Annotated in this window: 17 protein-coding genes and 1 tRNA gene; 7 read left to right on the forward strand and 11 right to left on the reverse strand. The window is 67.2% G+C overall.

Annotation, left to right across the window (positions count from 1 at the left end; all coding sequences use genetic code 11):
* Positions 1 to 66 precede the first annotated feature (66 nt).
* A complete protein-coding gene (locus K8940_RS00925) occupies positions 67 to 891 on the reverse strand; it encodes a transglutaminase-like cysteine peptidase (protein WP_223392677.1) in 825 nt (274 codons plus the stop codon).
* A gap of 260 nt (positions 892 to 1,151) precedes the next feature.
* Here K8940_RS00925 and K8940_RS00930 point away from each other — a divergent pair, with 260 nt between their 5' ends.
* Both K8940_RS00930 and K8940_RS00935 read left to right on the forward strand, forming a co-directional pair.
* Positions 1,152 to 1,943: a metallophosphoesterase family protein gene (locus K8940_RS00930; RefSeq protein WP_223392678.1), complete on the forward strand. Its 792-nt coding sequence runs from the start codon at positions 1,152 to 1,154 to the stop codon at positions 1,941 to 1,943.
* Between the two features lie 87 nt (positions 1,944 to 2,030).
* Positions 2,031 to 2,630, forward strand: coding sequence for a polysaccharide biosynthesis/export family protein (locus tag K8940_RS00935; RefSeq protein WP_223392679.1), 600 nt, complete (start codon positions 2,031 to 2,033; stop codon positions 2,628 to 2,630).
* Positions 2,631 to 2,698: 68 nt separating this feature from the next.
* Here the strand turns inward: K8940_RS00935 and K8940_RS00940 are convergent, their stop codons facing one another.
* From K8940_RS00940 to K8940_RS00960, 5 genes are all read right to left on the reverse strand, one after another.
* Positions 2,699 to 2,872, reverse strand: coding sequence for a hypothetical protein (locus K8940_RS00940; protein WP_223392680.1), 174 nt, complete (start codon positions 2,870 to 2,872; stop codon positions 2,699 to 2,701).
* Positions 2,859 to 3,521 (reverse strand): RNA polymerase sigma factor, encoded by a 663-nt coding sequence (locus K8940_RS00945; RefSeq protein WP_223392681.1) that lies wholly within the window; start codon positions 3,519 to 3,521, stop codon positions 2,859 to 2,861. Before K8940_RS00945 ends, K8940_RS00940 begins: the two co-directional genes overlap by 14 nt.
* 103 nt (positions 3,522 to 3,624) lie before the next feature.
* Complete coding sequence (locus tag K8940_RS00950) at positions 3,625 to 3,999, reverse strand: flagellar protein FliS (protein WP_223392682.1); 375 nt, start codon at positions 3,997 to 3,999, stop codon at positions 3,625 to 3,627.
* Entirely contained in the window at positions 3,986 to 5,674 is a 1,689-nt protein-coding gene (gene fliD / locus K8940_RS00955) for a flagellar filament capping protein FliD (protein WP_223392683.1), read from the reverse strand. The genes K8940_RS00950 and fliD overlap by 14 nt, the downstream gene beginning before the upstream one ends.
* A gap of 61 nt (positions 5,675 to 5,735) precedes the next feature.
* On the reverse strand, positions 5,736 to 6,560 hold the full coding sequence (locus tag K8940_RS00960; RefSeq protein WP_223392684.1) for a flagellin: 825 nt from the start codon (positions 6,558 to 6,560) through the stop codon (positions 5,736 to 5,738).
* A gap of 238 nt (positions 6,561 to 6,798) precedes the next feature.
* On the opposite strand from K8940_RS00960, the gene K8940_RS00965 reads away from it, so the two are divergent.
* From K8940_RS00965 to K8940_RS00985, 5 genes are read left to right on the forward strand one after another with little or no spacing between them, the layout of a single operon-like run.
* On the forward strand, positions 6,799 to 7,083 hold the full coding sequence (locus K8940_RS00965) for a flagellar hook assembly protein FlgD (RefSeq protein WP_223392685.1): 285 nt from the start codon (positions 6,799 to 6,801) through the stop codon (positions 7,081 to 7,083).
* 5 nt (positions 7,084 to 7,088) lie between these two features.
* Positions 7,089 to 8,366 carry a flagellar hook protein FlgE gene (flgE, locus tag K8940_RS00970; RefSeq protein WP_223392686.1) on the forward strand — a complete coding sequence of 426 codons (1,278 nt, stop codon included), beginning with the start codon at positions 7,089 to 7,091 and terminating at the stop codon, positions 8,364 to 8,366.
* 2 nt (positions 8,367 to 8,368) lie between these two features.
* Positions 8,369 to 8,671, forward strand: a complete 303-nt coding sequence (locus K8940_RS00975; protein WP_223392687.1) for a hypothetical protein — start codon at positions 8,369 to 8,371, stop codon at positions 8,669 to 8,671.
* A gap of 5 nt (positions 8,672 to 8,676) precedes the next feature.
* Complete coding sequence (gene flgK, locus K8940_RS00980; protein ID WP_223392688.1) at positions 8,677 to 10,392, forward strand: flagellar hook-associated protein FlgK; 1,716 nt, start codon at positions 8,677 to 8,679, stop codon at positions 10,390 to 10,392.
* Positions 10,393 to 11,292: a flagellin gene (locus K8940_RS00985; protein WP_223392689.1), complete on the forward strand. Its 900-nt coding sequence runs from the start codon at positions 10,393 to 10,395 to the stop codon at positions 11,290 to 11,292.
* Between the two features lie 40 nt (positions 11,293 to 11,332).
* Here K8940_RS00985 and K8940_RS00990 read toward each other — a convergent pair whose 3' ends face one another.
* The 5 genes from K8940_RS00990 to K8940_RS01010 all read right to left on the reverse strand — a co-directional run bounded on the left by K8940_RS00990 (position 11,333) and on the right by K8940_RS01010 (position 16,514).
* Positions 11,333 to 12,724, reverse strand: a complete 1,392-nt coding sequence (locus tag K8940_RS00990; protein WP_223392690.1) for an NAD-dependent succinate-semialdehyde dehydrogenase — start codon at positions 12,722 to 12,724, stop codon at positions 11,333 to 11,335.
* A 174-nt stretch (positions 12,725 to 12,898) separates the two neighbouring features.
* Positions 12,899 to 12,975: transfer RNA gene (locus K8940_RS00995), tRNA-Arg, on the reverse strand.
* A gap of 113 nt (positions 12,976 to 13,088) precedes the next feature.
* Complete coding sequence (locus tag K8940_RS01000; RefSeq protein WP_223392691.1) at positions 13,089 to 14,405, reverse strand: NCS2 family permease; 1,317 nt, start codon at positions 14,403 to 14,405, stop codon at positions 13,089 to 13,091.
* Positions 14,402 to 15,454, reverse strand: coding sequence for a purine nucleoside permease (locus tag K8940_RS01005; RefSeq protein WP_223392692.1), 1,053 nt, complete (start codon positions 15,452 to 15,454; stop codon positions 14,402 to 14,404). Before K8940_RS01005 ends, K8940_RS01000 begins: the two co-directional genes overlap by 4 nt.
* A gap of 97 nt (positions 15,455 to 15,551) precedes the next feature.
* Positions 15,552 to 16,514 carry an ABC transporter ATP-binding protein gene (locus K8940_RS01010; RefSeq protein WP_223392693.1) on the reverse strand — a complete coding sequence of 321 codons (963 nt, stop codon included), beginning with the start codon at positions 16,512 to 16,514 and terminating at the stop codon, positions 15,552 to 15,554.
* Positions 16,515 to 16,520 lie beyond the last annotated feature (6 nt).

Below are 16,520 nucleotides of genomic sequence, written 5' to 3' on the forward strand. Positions count from 1 at the left end.
AGGCGGGGCCAAGAAAAAGCCCCGGGCCGGAGGCGCGGGGCTTACTTCGTCAACCGTGTCGGTCGATCAGACGGCGGTGGTCCACAGGGCGGTGCCCGGAACCTGACGCTGGACCCAGTGGTAGTTCAGGTCTTCCCAGGGCGTGGCCCACGGGGTCAGGTTGTCCAGAACCACGTCGCCGCTCTTCAGCGAGATCATCAGCACGGCGTGGCCTTCGCCGCGAGCGGTGACGGCGACGGCCAGCGACAGGGCGCTTTCCGGAACGCCGGCGGCGATCAGGCGGCGGCGCTTTTCAAGGGCGTAGTCCTCGCAGTCGCCGTACAGCTTGCCGTCGATCAGGCGCGGCAGCGACCAGTATTCCGGCATGCCGTAGATATCCAGGTCGCTGGCCTTCTTGACCTCGCGATTGACCGACTGGTTGATCTGGTTCAGCAGCTTCAGCTGGTCGCGCTCGCCGCGCGCCCCCCAGGCCGAGACGGCCGGTTCGGTGACGGCGGCGACGATGGTGGCGGCGACCGGAACCGCCGCGGACAGGGCCTCGCGGGGCTGGCCAGCGTCTTCGACGGCGACGGCCGACGAGGCCTCGACGGGGGTCGGCCGGGCGTCTTCGGCGGCGGTCTTCGGATCGACTTCACGGTGATATTGCGACGCGCCGCCGACCGACGAGGTCGGGACGAGGCTGACGTTGGGGCCGACGCCCAGCAGGGCCAGCTGGCTGTTCGGCAGGCCGCACGTCTCGGTGTCGCGACGGCACAGATCGGCGAAGCCCATCGGGGCGCTGACGCCCTCGCCGCGCGGCATGAACGGCATCGAGCCGGCCTGGGCGCTGGCGCCCGTCATCATCGCGACGGTGGCGGCAATTCCGATAACAGTGTTGCGCGTGTTGAACATGCTGACCCCGCTGTGTTCGTGGGGTCAGTATTCATTCGCGCTCCCAATTCGAGCTGAATTTAGATGGTTTAATTCAAATATAGGCCTGTAGTTATTTTGAAATTAACTACAATAATATCAAAATTTACTCAGTAAATTGGACGTGAATAATTGTCCTAAATTATAGATTAACGCGTCCAAGCCCCGTTGAACCGCGCCGCTGGCTGGGGCAAAATCGGCAAGTAAAGTTCCGGCGGCCTGTCGCCGACCTGGCGAGTGCGATGTTCAAATCCCTGTTCCGTCCCAAGCAGCAGCCCCGCCGCGCCTCCTCCACGGACGGGCGCGTGGTTTACGCCGTGGGCGACGTTCATGGGCGGCTCGACCTGCTGGACGGCCTGGTCGACTTGATGACCCAGGACTACCGGGCCATGGAGCGGCAGGATCCGCCGGTGCTGGTCATGCTGGGCGACTATGTCGACAGGGGCGCTCAGTCGGCGGCGGTGATCGATCGGCTGATCGACTTGAAGCACCAGGCGGTCGCCGAGGGGCGCTTCGAATTCCGCGCCCTGATGGGCAACCACGAGGAGACGCTGTTGCACTTCCTCGACGACTCCCAGGCGGGGCCGTCCTGGGTCGAGTACGGCGGGGGCGAGACCATGGCGTCCTACGGCGTGCAACGACCCGTGGGACGGGCTGACCCGGAAGTCTGGGAGCAGGCCCGGCAGGCCTTTCGCGCGGCTTTTCCGGTGGCGCACGCGACCTTTCTTCGCCAGCTGGAGCTGATGGTGGTCTATGGCGACTACGTCTTCGTCCATGCGGGCGTGCGGCCTGGCCTGCCGCTGGAGCGCCAGGTGGCCGCCGATCTTCTGTGGATCCGCAACGAATTTCTCGACAATCCGCACGGCCTGGGGGCCACCGTCGTTCACGGCCATACGCCAGTGGAGGAGGTGTTCGTCGGCCGCCAGCGGATCAATGTCGACACGGGCGCCTACGCCACTGGCGTACTGACCGCCGTTAGACTTGATGGCGGCGAACCGAAGATCATTCAGTTCAGTAAAGCGCGCGCGGCCTGAGACTTCGCCTTGTTCATCTCGCGGTCACGTGCGATGTGGCATTTCAACCTCCAGACTCGACTAGTTTCCAAGGTGAGAAGCTTCGCCATGATCGATGTTTCGAAACTCTCGCGCGCGCTCGCGATGCTGGCGCTGGCCGTCTGCATGACGTTCGGCGCCCTGGGCGGACCCGCTCATGCCCAGCAGCCGGCGATCGGCGGTACGCCCGTGTCGGCGGCGGCCCAGTCGTTGGACTACCTGCTCGGTCCGGGCGACAAGGTCCGGGTGACCGTCTACGGCGAGGAGTCGCTGTCGGGCGAGTTCTTCGTCACCGGCAGCGGCCTGATGTCCCTGCCGCTGATCGGCGAGCTCAAGGCGGGTGGGCTGACCGTCGGCCAGTTCCAGCAGACCGTGCAGCGGGCGCTCAGCGACGGCTATCTGAAGGACCCGCGCGTCAGCGCCGAGGTCCTGACCTTCCGCCCGTTCTACATCCTGGGTGAAGTCGACAAGCCGGGCACCTATCCCTACACCTCGGGCCTGACCGTGCTGAACGCCGTGGCCACCGCCGGCGGCTTCACCTATCGCGCCGACAAGCGCACCGTCTGGATCAAGCACAACGGCGAAACCGCCGAAGAGAAGAACGAACTGACGCCGTCGACGACGGTGGCGCCGGGCGACACGATCCGCATCGGCGAGCGCTTCTTCTGATCCGCTGACGCGGCGATGCGTGAAAGGGGCCCGGCGGGAAACCGCCGGGCCTTCTTCGTTTCCGGCGACTACTCGGGGGCTTTTCCGCGAACGGCGTCGAGGATGGCGTCGGTGGTCCGGGCCGACGGCTCGGGCGTGGCCTCGCCAGCCGCCGCCAGCAGGTCGACCGCGGCGTCCGACTGGGCCAGCAGCGCTATGGCGGCGTCCCGGTCGGGCCAGGCGTGGATGTCAGGCCCCAGCATTGAGAGGCGTCGCCGGAATTCGGAAAGATCCATGACCACGGAGGCTCTTCTGCCTTTGGATGAGGGTCCGTAAGCTCTGCTTGCCCCGCTTGAGGAGCGAGCGCACGGCCTGTTCGGTGGTGTCCAGGACGCACGCTATTCTAGCGACGTCCAGGTCCTCGAAATAGAACATTGTCAGCGCCTGGCGCTGGCTGTCGGGCAGCTGGGCCAGGCAGTCGCGTAGGGACAGGGCGCTCTCGCGGCGTTCCAGGGCCTGGTGCTGGTTCTCGACCTCGGCGGCTGGCGCGGCCTCGGCCAGGCGGGTGATCGCCTCGTGCGGCTCGGGCGTGGCCCGGCGCGACCGATAGCGGTCGATAGCCTTGTTGACCGCGATCCGGTGCAGCCAGGTGGTGAAGCGCGCCTCGGGCGTCCAGCCTTCCCGCGCCCGCCAGGCGGCGACGAAGGCCTCCTGCGCCACGTCCTCGGCCTCGTGCGCGTCGCCCAGGATGTTGAGCGCCAGTCGTCGGACGACGCCCGCGTGGCGGTCGACGAGGACGCGGAAGGCGCGTTCATCGCCATCGCGCGAGGCCCCGAACAGGGCCTCGTCCGACAAGACCGTCAGGGCCTGAGGTGCGGGCGAGATGCGATCGTTCGAGAGGTGCTTCGACATGAGAGTTTCCGCAGTTCTGTGCGGAACAATCAAAGCAATGCTTGTGCCAGAAATATGTATTCATTGAAGATTTAACTTACAATCTATCGTTATATTTTGAATCTTATCCCTGCGGTGTTTTGTGAAATTCTTTGCAAAGTGGCTGAAGCAATTGGATGGCCAACTCATACGAGTTGGGTACATTTCCTCCTCGATCGCCACCATTCATCAGGTTCAGCAACCTTTGATAGAAGGCGCGGAGCGTGGTTCCGTTTCGGCCGACTGCGGAAAAATTCAAAGTCGCAACAAGGACGGTAAGTATCCGTACAGAGCGTGCGACGTGTTCGCACATGACATCGAGCTTTTTTTGCTCGTGGGCATCTTTTGCCGAGACGATGGCGCGATACAGTTCGGCGTGAACATTCGCCAAAATGTCGCGAGGATTCTGATTCAATTGCTGCGAGGCTTTGTAGGCTCGCAGGGCGCTATTCATCGTCATCGCTTGAGCTCCCGAGGATGGCTTTGATCTGCTGTTGCAGCACCTGGGCGGCGTACAGCTCCTGCTCCATGGCGGAGTATTTCTGGACCAGCTTGGTGCGGTAGGTTTCGGCGTCGTCACGGATCTGGTCGGACTTGTCCGAGAGGGCCGCGTTGGTCTCGTTCAGGCTCTGGATCTGCTTCTGGATCACGCCGGTCGAACTGTCGGCGTAGCTGTTGAGCAGCGTGGTCACCAAGTCGGCGAAGCCCTGCTGGAGACTGACGTCGATCGAGGTGCTCTGGGTGGCGACCAGGGCGAAAGACAGGCCCTCGTAGATCGTGCCGCTGGCGCCGACGATGCGGTTGCCCGAGACGGTGAACAGGCCGCTTTCCCCACCCACGGTGACGTCGGTGATCGCGCCGTCGGTCACCGAGACGTCCAGGGTGAACGACAGCGAGGCCGAGGTGTCGTTCTTCAGCAGCTTCAGGGCGCTGTCGCTGGTGGTGAACTTGGTCTCGAAGAAGCCCTGGAGGCTGTCCAGGTTCTCCAGCAGCAGGTTGTCCAGCGTGGTCTCGTCCGAGAGCTCAAGCTGGTTGTCGGCGTTCAACGTAATGCCCAGCGAGGCCAGCGTGCTGACGGTGTCGTCGGCCGCGGCGACCGACTGGCCCAGAACGCCGGACAGCTGCTTGGTCACGCCGCGCAGGATGGAGTCGGCGAACAGCACCGCGTCGTCGGCCACCGTGCCGTCCGAACCCACCGTCTGGTTGGTGTCGATGAAATCGCGCAGGGCGTTGTAGGCGTCGATGAAGTCGGTGATCGCCGTCTTCACGTCCTCGTAGTTCGGCTCGATGTCGAGAGTGATGGTCTGGCCGGTGGTGGCCTGCAGCAGCGAGATCGACAGGCCCGGAATGGTGTCGGTCAGCTGGTTGCTCGCGCTGGTGACCTCCAGGCCGTCGATGGTGACGATGGCGGGCTGGGCCGCCTGCAGCACGTTGGCGAAGGCGCCGTCGGTGTCCGTCAGGCCGATGGCCTGGGCCGCGCCGCTGTTGTCGGTGACCTGGATGTCGACATCGGTGTCGCTGGCCGACAGCACCAGGCGATAATCGCCGTCGTCGACCTTCAGCAGGGTGGCGTTGACGCCCGTGGTTCCGCTCTGGGCGTTGATCGCCGCCGCCAGGCTGGTGAGCGTCATGTCGCTGGTAATGGCGATCGTCGCGCTGGTCCCGGCCTCGACGCCGATCGTGAAGTCGCCGCTGACACCCAGGGCGGCCGAGGCGTCCTGGGCGGTGGAGGCGACCTTCATCGCCTTGGCCAGCTGGGTGATCGTGATCGCGTAGGAGGCGGCGGTCGCGTCGTCGTCGGCGCTGACGGCGATGACGTCGGTGGCGTCCGAGCCGTCGGACGCCGTCAGATAGGCCGACTTCTCGTCGAACGCGTTGCCGCTGGTCGACAGGCTGCTGTAGGCGACCGACTTCAGCGCCGATAGCGAGTCGGTGATGTCGGTGAGCAGCGACTGCAGCGACTGATAGGCGCTGATCTTGGTGGTGTTGGCCGTGACCTTGGCGTCCAGCGTGTCGGCGCGCGCGGTCTTCTGGGCCACCGCCGCCTCGATCAGCGAGTCGGTGTCCAGGCCCGAGATCGTGCCGGTCAGATAGCTGGTCGACCCGCTGGTCGAGACGGTGCTGGTGGTGGTCATAGGATCGCCGAAGAGACGGCGGGAGGACGCCTGAGCCCTCCCGCCAGAGGTGCCGGGCCGACTACTGCAGCAGCTTCAGAAGCGACTGGCTCATCGAGTTGGCCTGCGAGAGGGCCGAAATCGCGGCGCTGGTCAGCGTCTGATAGTTGGTGAAGTTGGTCTGCTCGGTCGCGATGTCGACGTCCGAAATCGCCGACTCAGCCGACTGCAGGTTCTCCAGCGAGGTGCTGATCACGTCGCCCCGGAACTCGAAACGCGACAGGGTCGCGCCGACATTGGCTCGCATCTCGGACACCTGGGTGATGGCGGTCGAGATGAGGTCCATGTTCGCCGCGGCCGAGGCCGCGTCCGTGATCGAGGTGCCGCTGATCAGCAGGTCCGCCGTGGTGGCGCCGTCCAGCTGCACCGTGATGGTGTCGGTGCTGGCGGTGCCGACCAGGAAGTCCACGCCGGTCGAGTAGTCGCTGGCGCCATCCAACAGAGCCACGCCGTTGAAGTTCGTGGTCGTGGTGATGTCGTCGATTTCCTCGAGCAGCTGCTGATACTCGGCGTCGATGTAGCTGAGGTCGTCGGCGCTGGAGCTGCCCGACTGGGCCTGGGCCGTCAGCGAGTTCATGCGCTGAAGGATGTCGGCCACGTTGGACAGCGCGCCGTCAGCCGTGTTCAGCACCGAGGTGCCGCTGGTGACGTTGGTGGCGGCTTGGTTGAGCACGGTGATGTCGGCGTTCATGGACGTGGCGATGGCGAGGCCGGAGGCGTCGTCCTTCGCGCTCACGATCCGCGAGCCGCTCGACAGCTTGGCCAGGGATTCGCTCTGCGCCGCCGAATTGTTGTTCAGGTAGCGCAGGGCGGTGTTGGCCGCCGTGTTGGTCGAGATAACAGGCATCTTCTAATCCGCTTCTCTTCGGAAGCCGGGCGGGGAGAGTCCCGACCGGGAAGCATCGCCCGCGGTTCTTCGCGGACGGACTTCAGGATCTTGAACGGAGCGCCCCGGGCGGATGGGGCGGTCTTTTTTCAGCGGAATTTTTCGCGAATTTTTTGCGCCCCATCAGGCGGGGAGCCTCCGTTCAACAGGTCATCGGCGCCGGCAAGGCGTCGCGCCTCTCGAACCCCCGAGGTTTCCGATGACCACCGTCACCTCCGCGACCAGCGCCGCGACGACGACCAGCACGACGTCGTCCTCGTCGAGCTCGCTGAAGCTGGGCACGACCGATTTCCTGCAACTGCTGATGACCCAGCTGACCAACCAGAACCCGCTGGATCCGACCGATCCCACCGAGTTCACCAGCCAGCTGGCGACCTATTCCGGGCTCGAGCAGCAGATCAACATGAACGACACGCTGACGACGATGTCGGACACGATGTCGGACCTGCTGACGCAAGTCTCCCTGCTGGCCTCGGGGAGCTAGCGCTCATGTCGCTCTCCGCCGCCCTCTCCACCGCCGTCTCGGGCCTGACCGCCCAGAGCCGCGCGCTCTCTGCCATTTCCGAGAACATCGCCAACTCCTCGACCACGGCCTACAAGACCACGGACGTCTACTTCCAGACCCTGGTCAGCGGCTCCAAGGGCTCTGCGACGTCGACCAGCGCGGTCACGGCCAAATCGTCCCAGGGCATGAGCGTCCAGGGCACGATCTCCTCGACCAGCACCGCCACCAACATCGCCATCCAGGACGCCGGCTTCTTCGTGGTCACCGCCAACCCGAACGGCGCGGCTTCCGAGGACATGTACACCCGCAACGGCAGCTTCGAGAAAGACGCCGACGGCTATCTGGTCAACACCGAGGGTTTCTACCTGATGGGGTGGCCGACCGACGCCGACGGCAACGTCCTGGCGTCGAACACCAACGACCTGACCGGCCTCTCGGCGATCAACCTGTCCTCGATCGGGGGCACGGCCAAGGCCACGTCCACGATCGAGATGACCGCCAACGTCCCCGCCGACGCGGCGACGGGCGCGTCCTACACGACCAGCATGCAGCTGATCGACTCGCTGGGCGTCAGCCACACGGTCGGCCAGACCTGGACCAAGACCGCCACCAACACCTGGGAGCTGACCCTGTCGGACCCGGTGCTGACCTCGGACGGCACGACGACCTCGGGCACCCTGACCGGCGGGCCCTACACGGTGACCTTCAACACCGACGGCTCGTTGGGCTCGGTCACGCCGGCCCTGGACTTCACCGTCACCGGCTTCAACAGCGGCGCGGCCGACAGCACGATCGCGCTCGACATCGGCGACATCGGCGGCACAGACGGGGTCACCCAGTACGCCTCGACCTCGTCGACCCTGGGCCTGGAGAACGTCTCCACCGAGCAGGACGGCGCGCTCTATGGCGAGCTGTCGGGCATCACCATCGACTCCGACGGCCTGGTCACCGCCAATTTCGACAACGGCATCAGCCTGGCGATCTTCCAGATCCCGATCGCCACCTTCAGCAATCCGAACGGCCTGACCCTGGTCTCGGGCACCACCTATGACGAGAACACCGCCGCCGGCCAGGTGCACCTGAACCTGCCGGGCGAGGGCGGGGCGGGCTCGCTGGTGGCTAGCGCGCTGGAAGGCTCCACCACCGATATCGCCAGCGAATTCAACAAGATGATCATCGCTCAGCAGGCCTATTCGGCGGCCTCGCAGGTGGTCAGCACGGCTGGCGACATGTTCGACACCCTGATGCAGGCCGTGCGTTGACCATGGCGACCGTCGAGAAACTCTCCGCCAAGGCTCAGGTCTCGCGACTGGCCCAGGGCGAGGCCCCGATCGTCGAGACGGTGGCGGACGCCATCGCTCTGGCCCGGGCGGTGTCCCAGCGCCTGGAGGGCCTCACCGGCGACGACCGCCTGCTGATGCTGTCGAACCTGGACGAGGTCCGCCGCGCCCTGGACGGCCGCATGGCCCGGCTCGAGACCGACATGGCCGAGCAGAGACAGCGGCTGACCGCCGTCAACAAGGGCCTGCGCGCGGTCGACGGCTACGGCGGTCGCGGGAGGCGCTGACGGCCATGTCCCTGACCTCCATCCTGACCTCGGCCAGCGCCGGCCTGACGACCGCGCAGTACCAGATGGCGGTCTCGCAGACGAACGTCGCCAACGCCGACACCGCCGGCTACAGCCGCAAGACCGTCGCCACGACGGCGACGACCGCGACCCTGGCGGCGTCCACGGCCACCGTCACCCGGGCGGCCGACACCTACCTGGCCAAGACCGTCGACAAGACCGCCGCCGCCAACGGGCGCGACGCGATCATCGACACCTACCTGCAGTCCTACGACGCCAGCCTCGGCTCTGTGGACGGCGGCGACGACGTCTCCAGCCTGCTCACGGCGTTCCAGACCGCCCTGACGAACCTGGCCTCGTCCAGCACCGCCTCGACCAAGGCCGCGGCGGTCTCGGCCGCCTCCAGCCTGGCCTCGTCGATCCGCTCGCTGTCGGGCGAGATCCAGTCGCTGCGCACCCAGGCCAACAGCGAGATCGACGAGACCGTCGACACGATCAATTCGACGCTCTCGACCCTGAAGACGCTGAACGACCAGATCGTGTCCACGCAAGCCTCGGGCGGGGATACGAGCGACTTGGAGGACCAGCGCGCGGCGGCGGTCACCACCCTGTCGTCGCTGATCGGGGTGACGACCTACACGACCTCGGACAACCGGGTGATGGTCTACACCACGGGCGGCCAGCAACTGCTGGGCACGGCGGCGGCCACCCTGTCCTACGACGCCTCCAGCGCCCTGTCGGCCAGCGCGACCTATCCGGGCTCGATCTCGGGCGTCACCGTCAACGGCCAGGACATCACCACCTCGATCACCACCGGCAAGCTGGGCGGGCTGATCACCCTGCGCGACGACACCCTGGTGGGCGAGCAGGCGGCGCTGGACCAACTGGCCGCCAGCCTGATCGAGCAGGTCAACGCCGCAGCCAACACCGGCTCCAGCAGTCCCGCCGCCGCCAGCCTGACCAGCGCGTCGGCAGTGTCGGCGACGGACAGTTTCAGCGCCACCGGCTCGCTGCGCGTGGCGGTCACCGACGCCAATGGCGCGGTCGTCTCGACCCAGGACCTGAACCTCTCGGCCTACGCCACGGTCGGCGACCTGATCGCCGGCCTGAACAGCATCAGCGGCGTCAGCGCCTCGATCACCGACGGCAAGCTGGTGATCGCCGCCGCCGACTCCGCCAACGGCGTGGCCCTCGGGAACATCGACGCCTCAATCGGAGGGCAGGGCTTCTCGGACTATTTCGGCTTCAACGATATCTTCAGCGGGACCTCGGCCAGCGACATCGCCCTGTCGACCAAGCTGGCGGCCGACTCCTCGGTCCTGGCGACCGCCGCCCTGGACGTCTCCGGGACGCTGGCCGTCGGCGCCGTCGCCATCGCCTCGGGCGCCTCGGCGACGGCGGACAAGATCTCGGCGGCGCTGTCGGCCGAGGTCTCGTTCGCCGCGGTCGGCGAGATGGCGGCGGGCAAGTCCAGCCTGGTGAACCGCGCCGCCGGCTTCGTCTCCGCCGCCGCCACCCTGGTCTCGGACGCCGCCACCCAGGCGGACACCTCCAGCGACGCCTACGACGCGGCGACAACCCGGCTGGCCAACCTGACGGCGGTCAATCTCGACGAGGAACTGGCCCAACTGGAGCTGTACCAGCAGGCCTACCAGGCCAACGCCCAGCTGGTGTCCATGGTCCGCGACCTGTTCGACACCCTGGTGAGCATGGTGAACTAGATGATCACCCGCATCGGCTCCTTCGCCCATTCCAGCGCCCTGATCGCCGCCAGCCTGCGCACCCAGGCCAAGCTGGCCGATCAGCAGACCCAGGAGGCGACGGGCCTGAAGTCGTCCTCGTTCGGGGGACTCGGGGCCGACACGGCTTCGCTGCTGCGCCTGTCCAGCCAGTCCACGCGCCTGACCGCCGACAACACCGCCGCCGGCGTCGCGGCCAGCTACGTCCAGTCGGCCTATTCGGCGGTGGGCGACATCGCCGACCTGGCCTCGACCATCAAGACCCAGCTGGCCGCCCAGATCAGCGGCTCGAACCTCGACGCCGCCAGCCTGGCGACCTACGCGCAAGGCTGGCTGGACGACCTGCAGACCCAGCTCAACAGCCAGGTGGGCGGTGTCTACGTGTTCGGCGGCGAGGCCGTCGACACCGCGCCGGTCGACTTCACCGATGCCGACTACGATCCGACGACGGCTGGCGACACGGGCTATTATCAGGGGGCGTCGGCAGGCCGGACCTTCACCAGCGTCGACGGGACCAAGATCGCCCTGTCGACGACCGCCCAGTCCCCCGGCTTCGAGGAACTGGCGCGGGCCCTGTCGATGATCATCGCCAATCCCAGCGACACCACGACCCTGTCCTCGGCCTTCGACCTGGTCGGCGAGGCGGTCACCGACATCGGTACGACCCAGGCGGCCCTGGGCGTCCAGGCCGACCAGCTGTCCAGCCTGATCACGCGCAACGAGACCAAGATCGGCACGCTGGACGACCTGGCCTCGCAGCTTAAGGACGCCGACCTGGCCCAGGCCGCGGTGCTGGTCACCAACTACCAGACCCAGCTGGAGGCCCTGTACTCGACGATCAGCTCGCTGTCGTCGGTCAGCCTGCTGCAGTACTTGCGCTAGGCTCGGCCGCCACCGACGTGGTGGCGGCCAGCCGGGCCGATCAGAACGGGGCGTCGATGTCGACGACGTTGATCAGCTTGTGATTGACGAACTCCTTGATCCCCAGGCCCAGCAGTTCGCGCCCATAGCCCGAGCGGCGGACGCCGCCGAACGGCAGGTCGGCCTTGACCATCGTCGGGTGGTTCACGAACACCATGCCCGTCGAGATCCGGGCGGCCACCTCGGCTCCATGCCGGGTGTCGGCGGTGAAGACCGAGCCGCCCAGGCCGAAGGGGGAGTCGTTGGCGATGCGCACCGCGTCATCCTCGTCCTTGGCGCGGAACAGCATCGAGACGGGACCGAAGAACTCCCAATAGCGCGCGGGGTTGTCCTCGGCGATGTCGGTCAGGATGGTCGGCCGCACGAAGGCGCCGGCGTTGGGCGGCTCGGGGCCGACCTCCTGCGCCTTGGCCCCGAATTCGACCGCTTGCCGGATCTTGTCCTTGAGCTCGTCGGCGGCCTTCTGCGACGAGAGCGGCGCGAGGGTGGTGTCCGGATCCAGCGGGTCGCCCTGACGCAGGCCCGCGACGCCGGCGGCGTAGCCTTCGAGGAACCGGTCATAGACCGCGTCGACGATGATCATCCGCTTGGACGATACGCACACCTGGCCGCCGTTCCAGTGTCGGCCGAACACCGCCCAGCGGATGGTCTTCTCCAGGTCCGCGTCGGCCAAGACGACGAAGGCGTCCGCGCCGCCCAGCTCCATGGTCGACTTCTTCAGCGCCTTGCCGGCCTGGCTGGCCACGATCGCGCCGGCGTCCTCCGAGCCGGTCAGGGCCACGCCGTGGACGCGCGGATCGTTGAGGATCCGTTCGACCTGGCTTCGCGTCGCGTAGAGGTTCTGGAAGGCCCCCTCCGGCAGGCCGGCCTGGCGCATCAGGACCTCGAAGGCGGCCGCGCTCTGGGGCACGTTCGAGGCGTGCTTGAGCAGCATGGTGTTCCCGGCCGACAGCTGCGGGGCGATGATCCGGGCGATCTGATAGTAGGGGAAGTTCCAGGGCTCGATGGCCAGCAGGACCCCGAGCGGCTCGTGCACCAGCCGGGCCTCGCCTTCGGCCGGCGATTTGACCGGTAGCGTCTGCGGCGCGAGCAGGTCTTCGGCGTTGTCGGCGTAGTATTCGAAGATCTCGGCCGACAGCTCGACTTCCGCCTTGGCCTCGGAGAGCAGCTTGCCCATCTCCAGCGTGACGGTCCTGGCGTAGGCCTCGCTCTCGCGCCGCAGGATCGCGGCCGCCGCGCGCATCACCCGGGCGCGTTCGGCGAAGCTGGTCGTTCTCCAGGCCTGGAACGCCGCGTCGGCTGTCTCGATGGCCCTGGCCACCTCCGCGTCGGTGGCGTCGGGAAAGGTCTTCAGGACCTCGCCCGTATAGGGATTGGTGGTCGCGTAGGCCATGGAACGTCCTCCTTGGCGATGCGGCGCCGCTTGGCCGCCCCCAGGCCGACGGGCCCGAGCGCGAGCAAGGTCGCGCCGCGCGCCGGACCTTTCCTTGACCAGGCTCAAAGCGGGACGAGAACATGGCGTCGACCCCGCGCGTGCCGGGGGTCTTCACGTGATGATCAGGAGAAATGGCGCACCCGACACGATTCGAACGTGTGACCTTTGCCTTCGGAGGGCAACGCTCTATCCAGCTGAGCTACGGGTGCGTGTCGCCCTGGCGGACCGGGGCGGAAGCGGGTCTTAGCCGAAAGGCGGCGCCAGGGCAAATGGCTTCGCGAGCCGTCCGGCGCCGTCCCCCGGGTATCAGGCCGCGCCCCCCTTAGGCCGCGCCCATGTAGATGAAGCGGGCGACGAACAGGGCGGCCAGGACGAACAGCAGCCAGTCGCCGGGCTTGGCCTGGCCGCGCAGCAGCTTCAGGCCGGCGAAGGCGGTGATGCCGAACGCCAGGCCATTGGCGATCGAGAAGGTCAGCGGGATGGCGATCACCGTCAGGAAGGCGGGAATGGCCACGCCCGGATCGTCCCAGTCGACGTCGGCCAGGGCGCCGACCATCATCGAGCCGACGATGATCAGGGCCGGGGCCGTGGCGGCGGCCGGGATCGCCTGGACCCAGGGCGCGAAGAACAGGGTGACCAGGAACAGCAGGCCCACGACGACGGCGGTCAGGCCCGTGCGGCCGCCGGCCGCGACGCCCGAGGCGCTCTCGATATAGCTGACGACCGTGGAGGTGCCGGCCAGCGAGCCGCCGATGGTGGCGATGGAGTCGGCCGTGAGGATCCGGTTCAGGCGCGGGATCGTGCCGTCGGGCTGGACCAGGCCCGCCTTCTTGGTCACCGCGACCAGGGTGCCGACATTGTCGAACAGGTCGACGAACAGAAAGACGAAGATCACCTCGGCGATGGCCATGCCGGCCCCGCCGTTCAGGTGCAGGGCGGCCGGGATATCGAGCTTGAAGGCGGTGGCGGTCAGGGCGGAGAGGCCCGACTCCCCAGGGGTGATCTTGGCCAGGCCCAGGGCCCAGCCGGCGACGGCGGCGACCAGGATGCCGATCAGGATCGCGCCTTTCACGCGCCAGACCATAAGCCCGCCCATGATCAGCAGGCCGAGGATGGCCAGGGCGGCGTTCGGCTTGGTCAGGTCGCCCAGGGCCACGGTTGTGGCGGGATCGGCGACGATGATGCCGGCTTCCTTCAGGCCGATGAAGGCGATGAACAGGCCCACGCCCGCGGCGACCGCCGAGAACAGCGGACGCGGAATGGCCCCCACGATCAGCTGGCGGACTCCGGCGACGGTCAGGACCAGGAAGGCCACGCCCGACAGGAAGACGCAGCCCAGGGCGGTCTCCCACGGCAGGCCCATGCCCTTGACGACGGTAAAGGTGAAATAGGCGTTCAGGCCCATGCCCGGCGCCAGGGCGATCGGATAGTTGGCGATCAGCCCCATCAGAATGCTGCCGAACCCGGCCGCCAGGCAGGTGGCGGCGGCGACGGCCGCGATCGGCATGCCGGCCTGGCCCAGGATCGTCGGATTGACGATCACGATATAGGCCATGGTCAGGAAGGTGGTGAAACCGGCCAGCACCTCGGTGCGCACCGAGGTTCCCTGGGCCTTGAGCTTGAAGAACGTCTCGATCATTTCGCCGCCTCCCCCTTGGGCGCGTTGGTCTCGTACCGATCCCAGTGGCCGGCCAGTTCGCGCACCACAACCGAGCCCACACGATAGGCCGAGTCGAAGGCCGCCATCGCCCCCTCGCCGTGGAAGGCGCGGGGGAAGGCCGGAGCCCCCAGCGGCGGACGCGAATAGTTGCTGGCCGTGCGAAGGACGAGGACCCTCTGGAAGTCGACCTTGCCGGCCTTGGCGTAGAGGTCGAGCACGTCGAGGATCCCCTGGTCCTCGCAGTCGGTCATGGTGAAGGTTCCCGCGCCGTCGGTCCAGAGCTTCACCCAGTCCTCCGCCCACTGGGTGCGCTTCTCGCCATGCCAGAAGCGGGTCGCGCCCAGGGCCTCGCCCTTGAGCACGAAGGGCGGCTTCAGGGCGTTGGGCTCGCCGACATAGGCCGCGCGCAGGGCGGCGAGGCCAGTATTGTCGGGGATCGGGGTCCTGGCGGTCAGGCCGTAGGCCCAGTCGACCAACTGCGGGTTCAGGGCCCAGACCATGCCGGAGGAGCCCTTGGCCGAGCCCTTCACGTTCGGGCGGTCGGTGTCCAGCGCATAGAGTCCATAGGGCCAGTCCGCCGGGATCTCGCGATCGTCGACCTCATAGATCGGGTCGGCGTCGACGACGTAGCGGGCCCAGGCGGCGCTGCCCAGCGAGGCGACCTTGGGATCGGCGCCGGCGATGCCGGCCACCAGCCAATAGGTCTTGGAGAAGTCGAACCGCTTGTCGAGGATCAGGGCGGCGACGCTCTCGCGGGCCCGGGCGCGCATGTCGGTCATCACGCCCAGCACGCCGGTCTCGGGCGACCAGCGGGCGGCGTGGCGCAGGCCGGGGACCTCGATGCTCTCCTTCAGCGGCAAGCCCTCGACCCAGGGCTGGAACTCGCCGGGGCGGTCGCCGGTGACTTCGCCGATCTCGAAGGTGGCCAGGACCACGACCTTGACCGGGATCGGCTTGGCGTCCGCCCGGGCTATGGGAGCGAGGCCCAGGCACAAAGCCAGGACCAGCCCCAGAAACCGCATCGTCATCACGCCCCTCCGCGCCGAAAATCGCGGCGAAGCTGGCGTGGCTCGCGGAGGCTGGCAAGCGCCCTTCGTTCCGGATGGCCGAAGGTTCGCGCGGTGATCAGTCCTTGGTCGGATCGGCCGCGTTCGGGTCGCCGTAGGTCAGGGCCAGGAAGACGTCCTCCAGATCCGGGTCTTCTGTGGCGATGTCCTTGATGTGGACGCCGCTGGCGCGCACCGCCGCCAGCACCTGCTCGACGCTGGACTGGCCGGTGCGGTAGCTGACCTGGAAGGCGCCGTTGGCGCGCAGCTTGGTGTCGAAGCCGGCCAGGGCCGGGGCGGTGGTCACCGGGTCATCGGGGGTGACCACGACGTTGCGGCTGTCCATCCGGCGCAGCAGGGTCGCGGTCGGCTCGCAGGCGACGACCTCGCCGCGGTTGACGATGGCGATCTCGTCGCACAGCTCCTGGGCCTCTTCCAGGTAGTGGGTGGTCAGCACGATGGTGACGCCCAGTTCGTTCAGGCCCTTCACATAGTGCCAGAGCTGGCGGCGCAGCTCGACATCGACCCCGGCGGTCGGCTCGTCCAGGATCAGCACCGGCGGCTGGTGGACCATGGCCTTGGCGACCATCAGGCGGCGCTTCATGCCGCCCGACAGCTGGCGGACATAGGCGTTAGCCTTGTCGCCCAGGCCCAGGGCGTTGAGCAGCTCGTCGGTGCGGCGCTCGTTCTTGGGCACGCCGTAGAAGCCGGCCTGCACCTCCAGCGACTCGCGCGGGGTGAAGAAGACGTCGGCGGCTAGCTCCTGCGGCACCACGCCGATCGCGGCGCGGGCGTCGCGCGGGCGCTGGTCGATGTCGCGATCCCAGATCCGCACCGTGCCCGAGGTCTTGCGAACCAGACCCGCCAGGATGTTGATGAAGGTCGACTTGCCCGCGCCGTTGGGACCCAACAGGCCGAAGATCGAGCCGCGCGGGATCCTCAGGTCGATGCCGTTCAGCGCCCGCTTCTCCGGAGAGGTCTTGGTGGCGGCGTAGGTCTTGTACAGGCCTTCGGCTTCGATGGCGTAGGCGGGCAGGTCCATGAATCG

Source organism: Caulobacter segnis (genome assembly GCF_019931575.1).
GTDB lineage: Bacteria > Pseudomonadota > Alphaproteobacteria > Caulobacterales > Caulobacteraceae > Caulobacter > Caulobacter segnis_C.

Coding starts and splice junctions, on each gene's coding strand:
- flgK (WP_223392688.1), top strand. CDS start 8,677: ATGTCCCTGACCTCCATCCTGACCTCGGCCAGCGCCGGCCTGACGACC.
- K8940_RS00985 (WP_223392689.1), top strand. CDS start 10,393: ATGATCACCCGCATCGGCTCCTTCGCCCATTCCAGCGCCCTGATCGCC.
- K8940_RS00975 (WP_223392687.1), top strand. CDS start 8,369: ATGGCGACCGTCGAGAAACTCTCCGCCAAGGCTCAGGTCTCGCGACTG.
- K8940_RS00990 (WP_223392690.1), bottom strand. CDS start 12,724: ATGGCCTACGCGACCACCAATCCCTATACGGGCGAGGTCCTGAAGACC.
- K8940_RS00935 (WP_223392679.1), top strand. CDS start 2,031: ATGATCGATGTTTCGAAACTCTCGCGCGCGCTCGCGATGCTGGCGCTG.
- K8940_RS01010 (WP_223392693.1), bottom strand. CDS start 16,514: ATGGACCTGCCCGCCTACGCCATCGAAGCCGAAGGCCTGTACAAGACC.
- K8940_RS00960 (WP_223392684.1), bottom strand. CDS start 6,560: ATGCCTGTTATCTCGACCAACACGGCGGCCAACACCGCCCTGCGCTAC.
- K8940_RS00940 (WP_223392680.1), bottom strand. CDS start 2,872: ATGCTGGGGCCTGACATCCACGCCTGGCCCGACCGGGACGCCGCCATA.
- K8940_RS00965 (WP_223392685.1), top strand. CDS start 6,799: ATGACCACCGTCACCTCCGCGACCAGCGCCGCGACGACGACCAGCACG.
- K8940_RS01000 (WP_223392691.1), bottom strand. CDS start 14,405: ATGATCGAGACGTTCTTCAAGCTCAAGGCCCAGGGAACCTCGGTGCGC.
- K8940_RS00925 (WP_223392677.1), bottom strand. CDS start 891: ATGTTCAACACGCGCAACACTGTTATCGGAATTGCCGCCACCGTCGCG.
- K8940_RS01005 (WP_223392692.1), bottom strand. CDS start 15,454: ATGACGATGCGGTTTCTGGGGCTGGTCCTGGCTTTGTGCCTGGGCCTC.
- fliD (WP_223392683.1), bottom strand. CDS start 5,674: ATGACCACCACCAGCACCGTCTCGACCAGCGGGTCGACCAGCTATCTG.
- K8940_RS00945 (WP_223392681.1), bottom strand. CDS start 3,521: ATGTCGAAGCACCTCTCGAACGATCGCATCTCGCCCGCACCTCAGGCC.
- K8940_RS00950 (WP_223392682.1), bottom strand. CDS start 3,999: ATGACGATGAATAGCGCCCTGCGAGCCTACAAAGCCTCGCAGCAATTG.
- K8940_RS00930 (WP_223392678.1), top strand. CDS start 1,152: ATGTTCAAATCCCTGTTCCGTCCCAAGCAGCAGCCCCGCCGCGCCTCC.
- flgE (WP_223392686.1), top strand. CDS start 7,089: ATGTCGCTCTCCGCCGCCCTCTCCACCGCCGTCTCGGGCCTGACCGCC.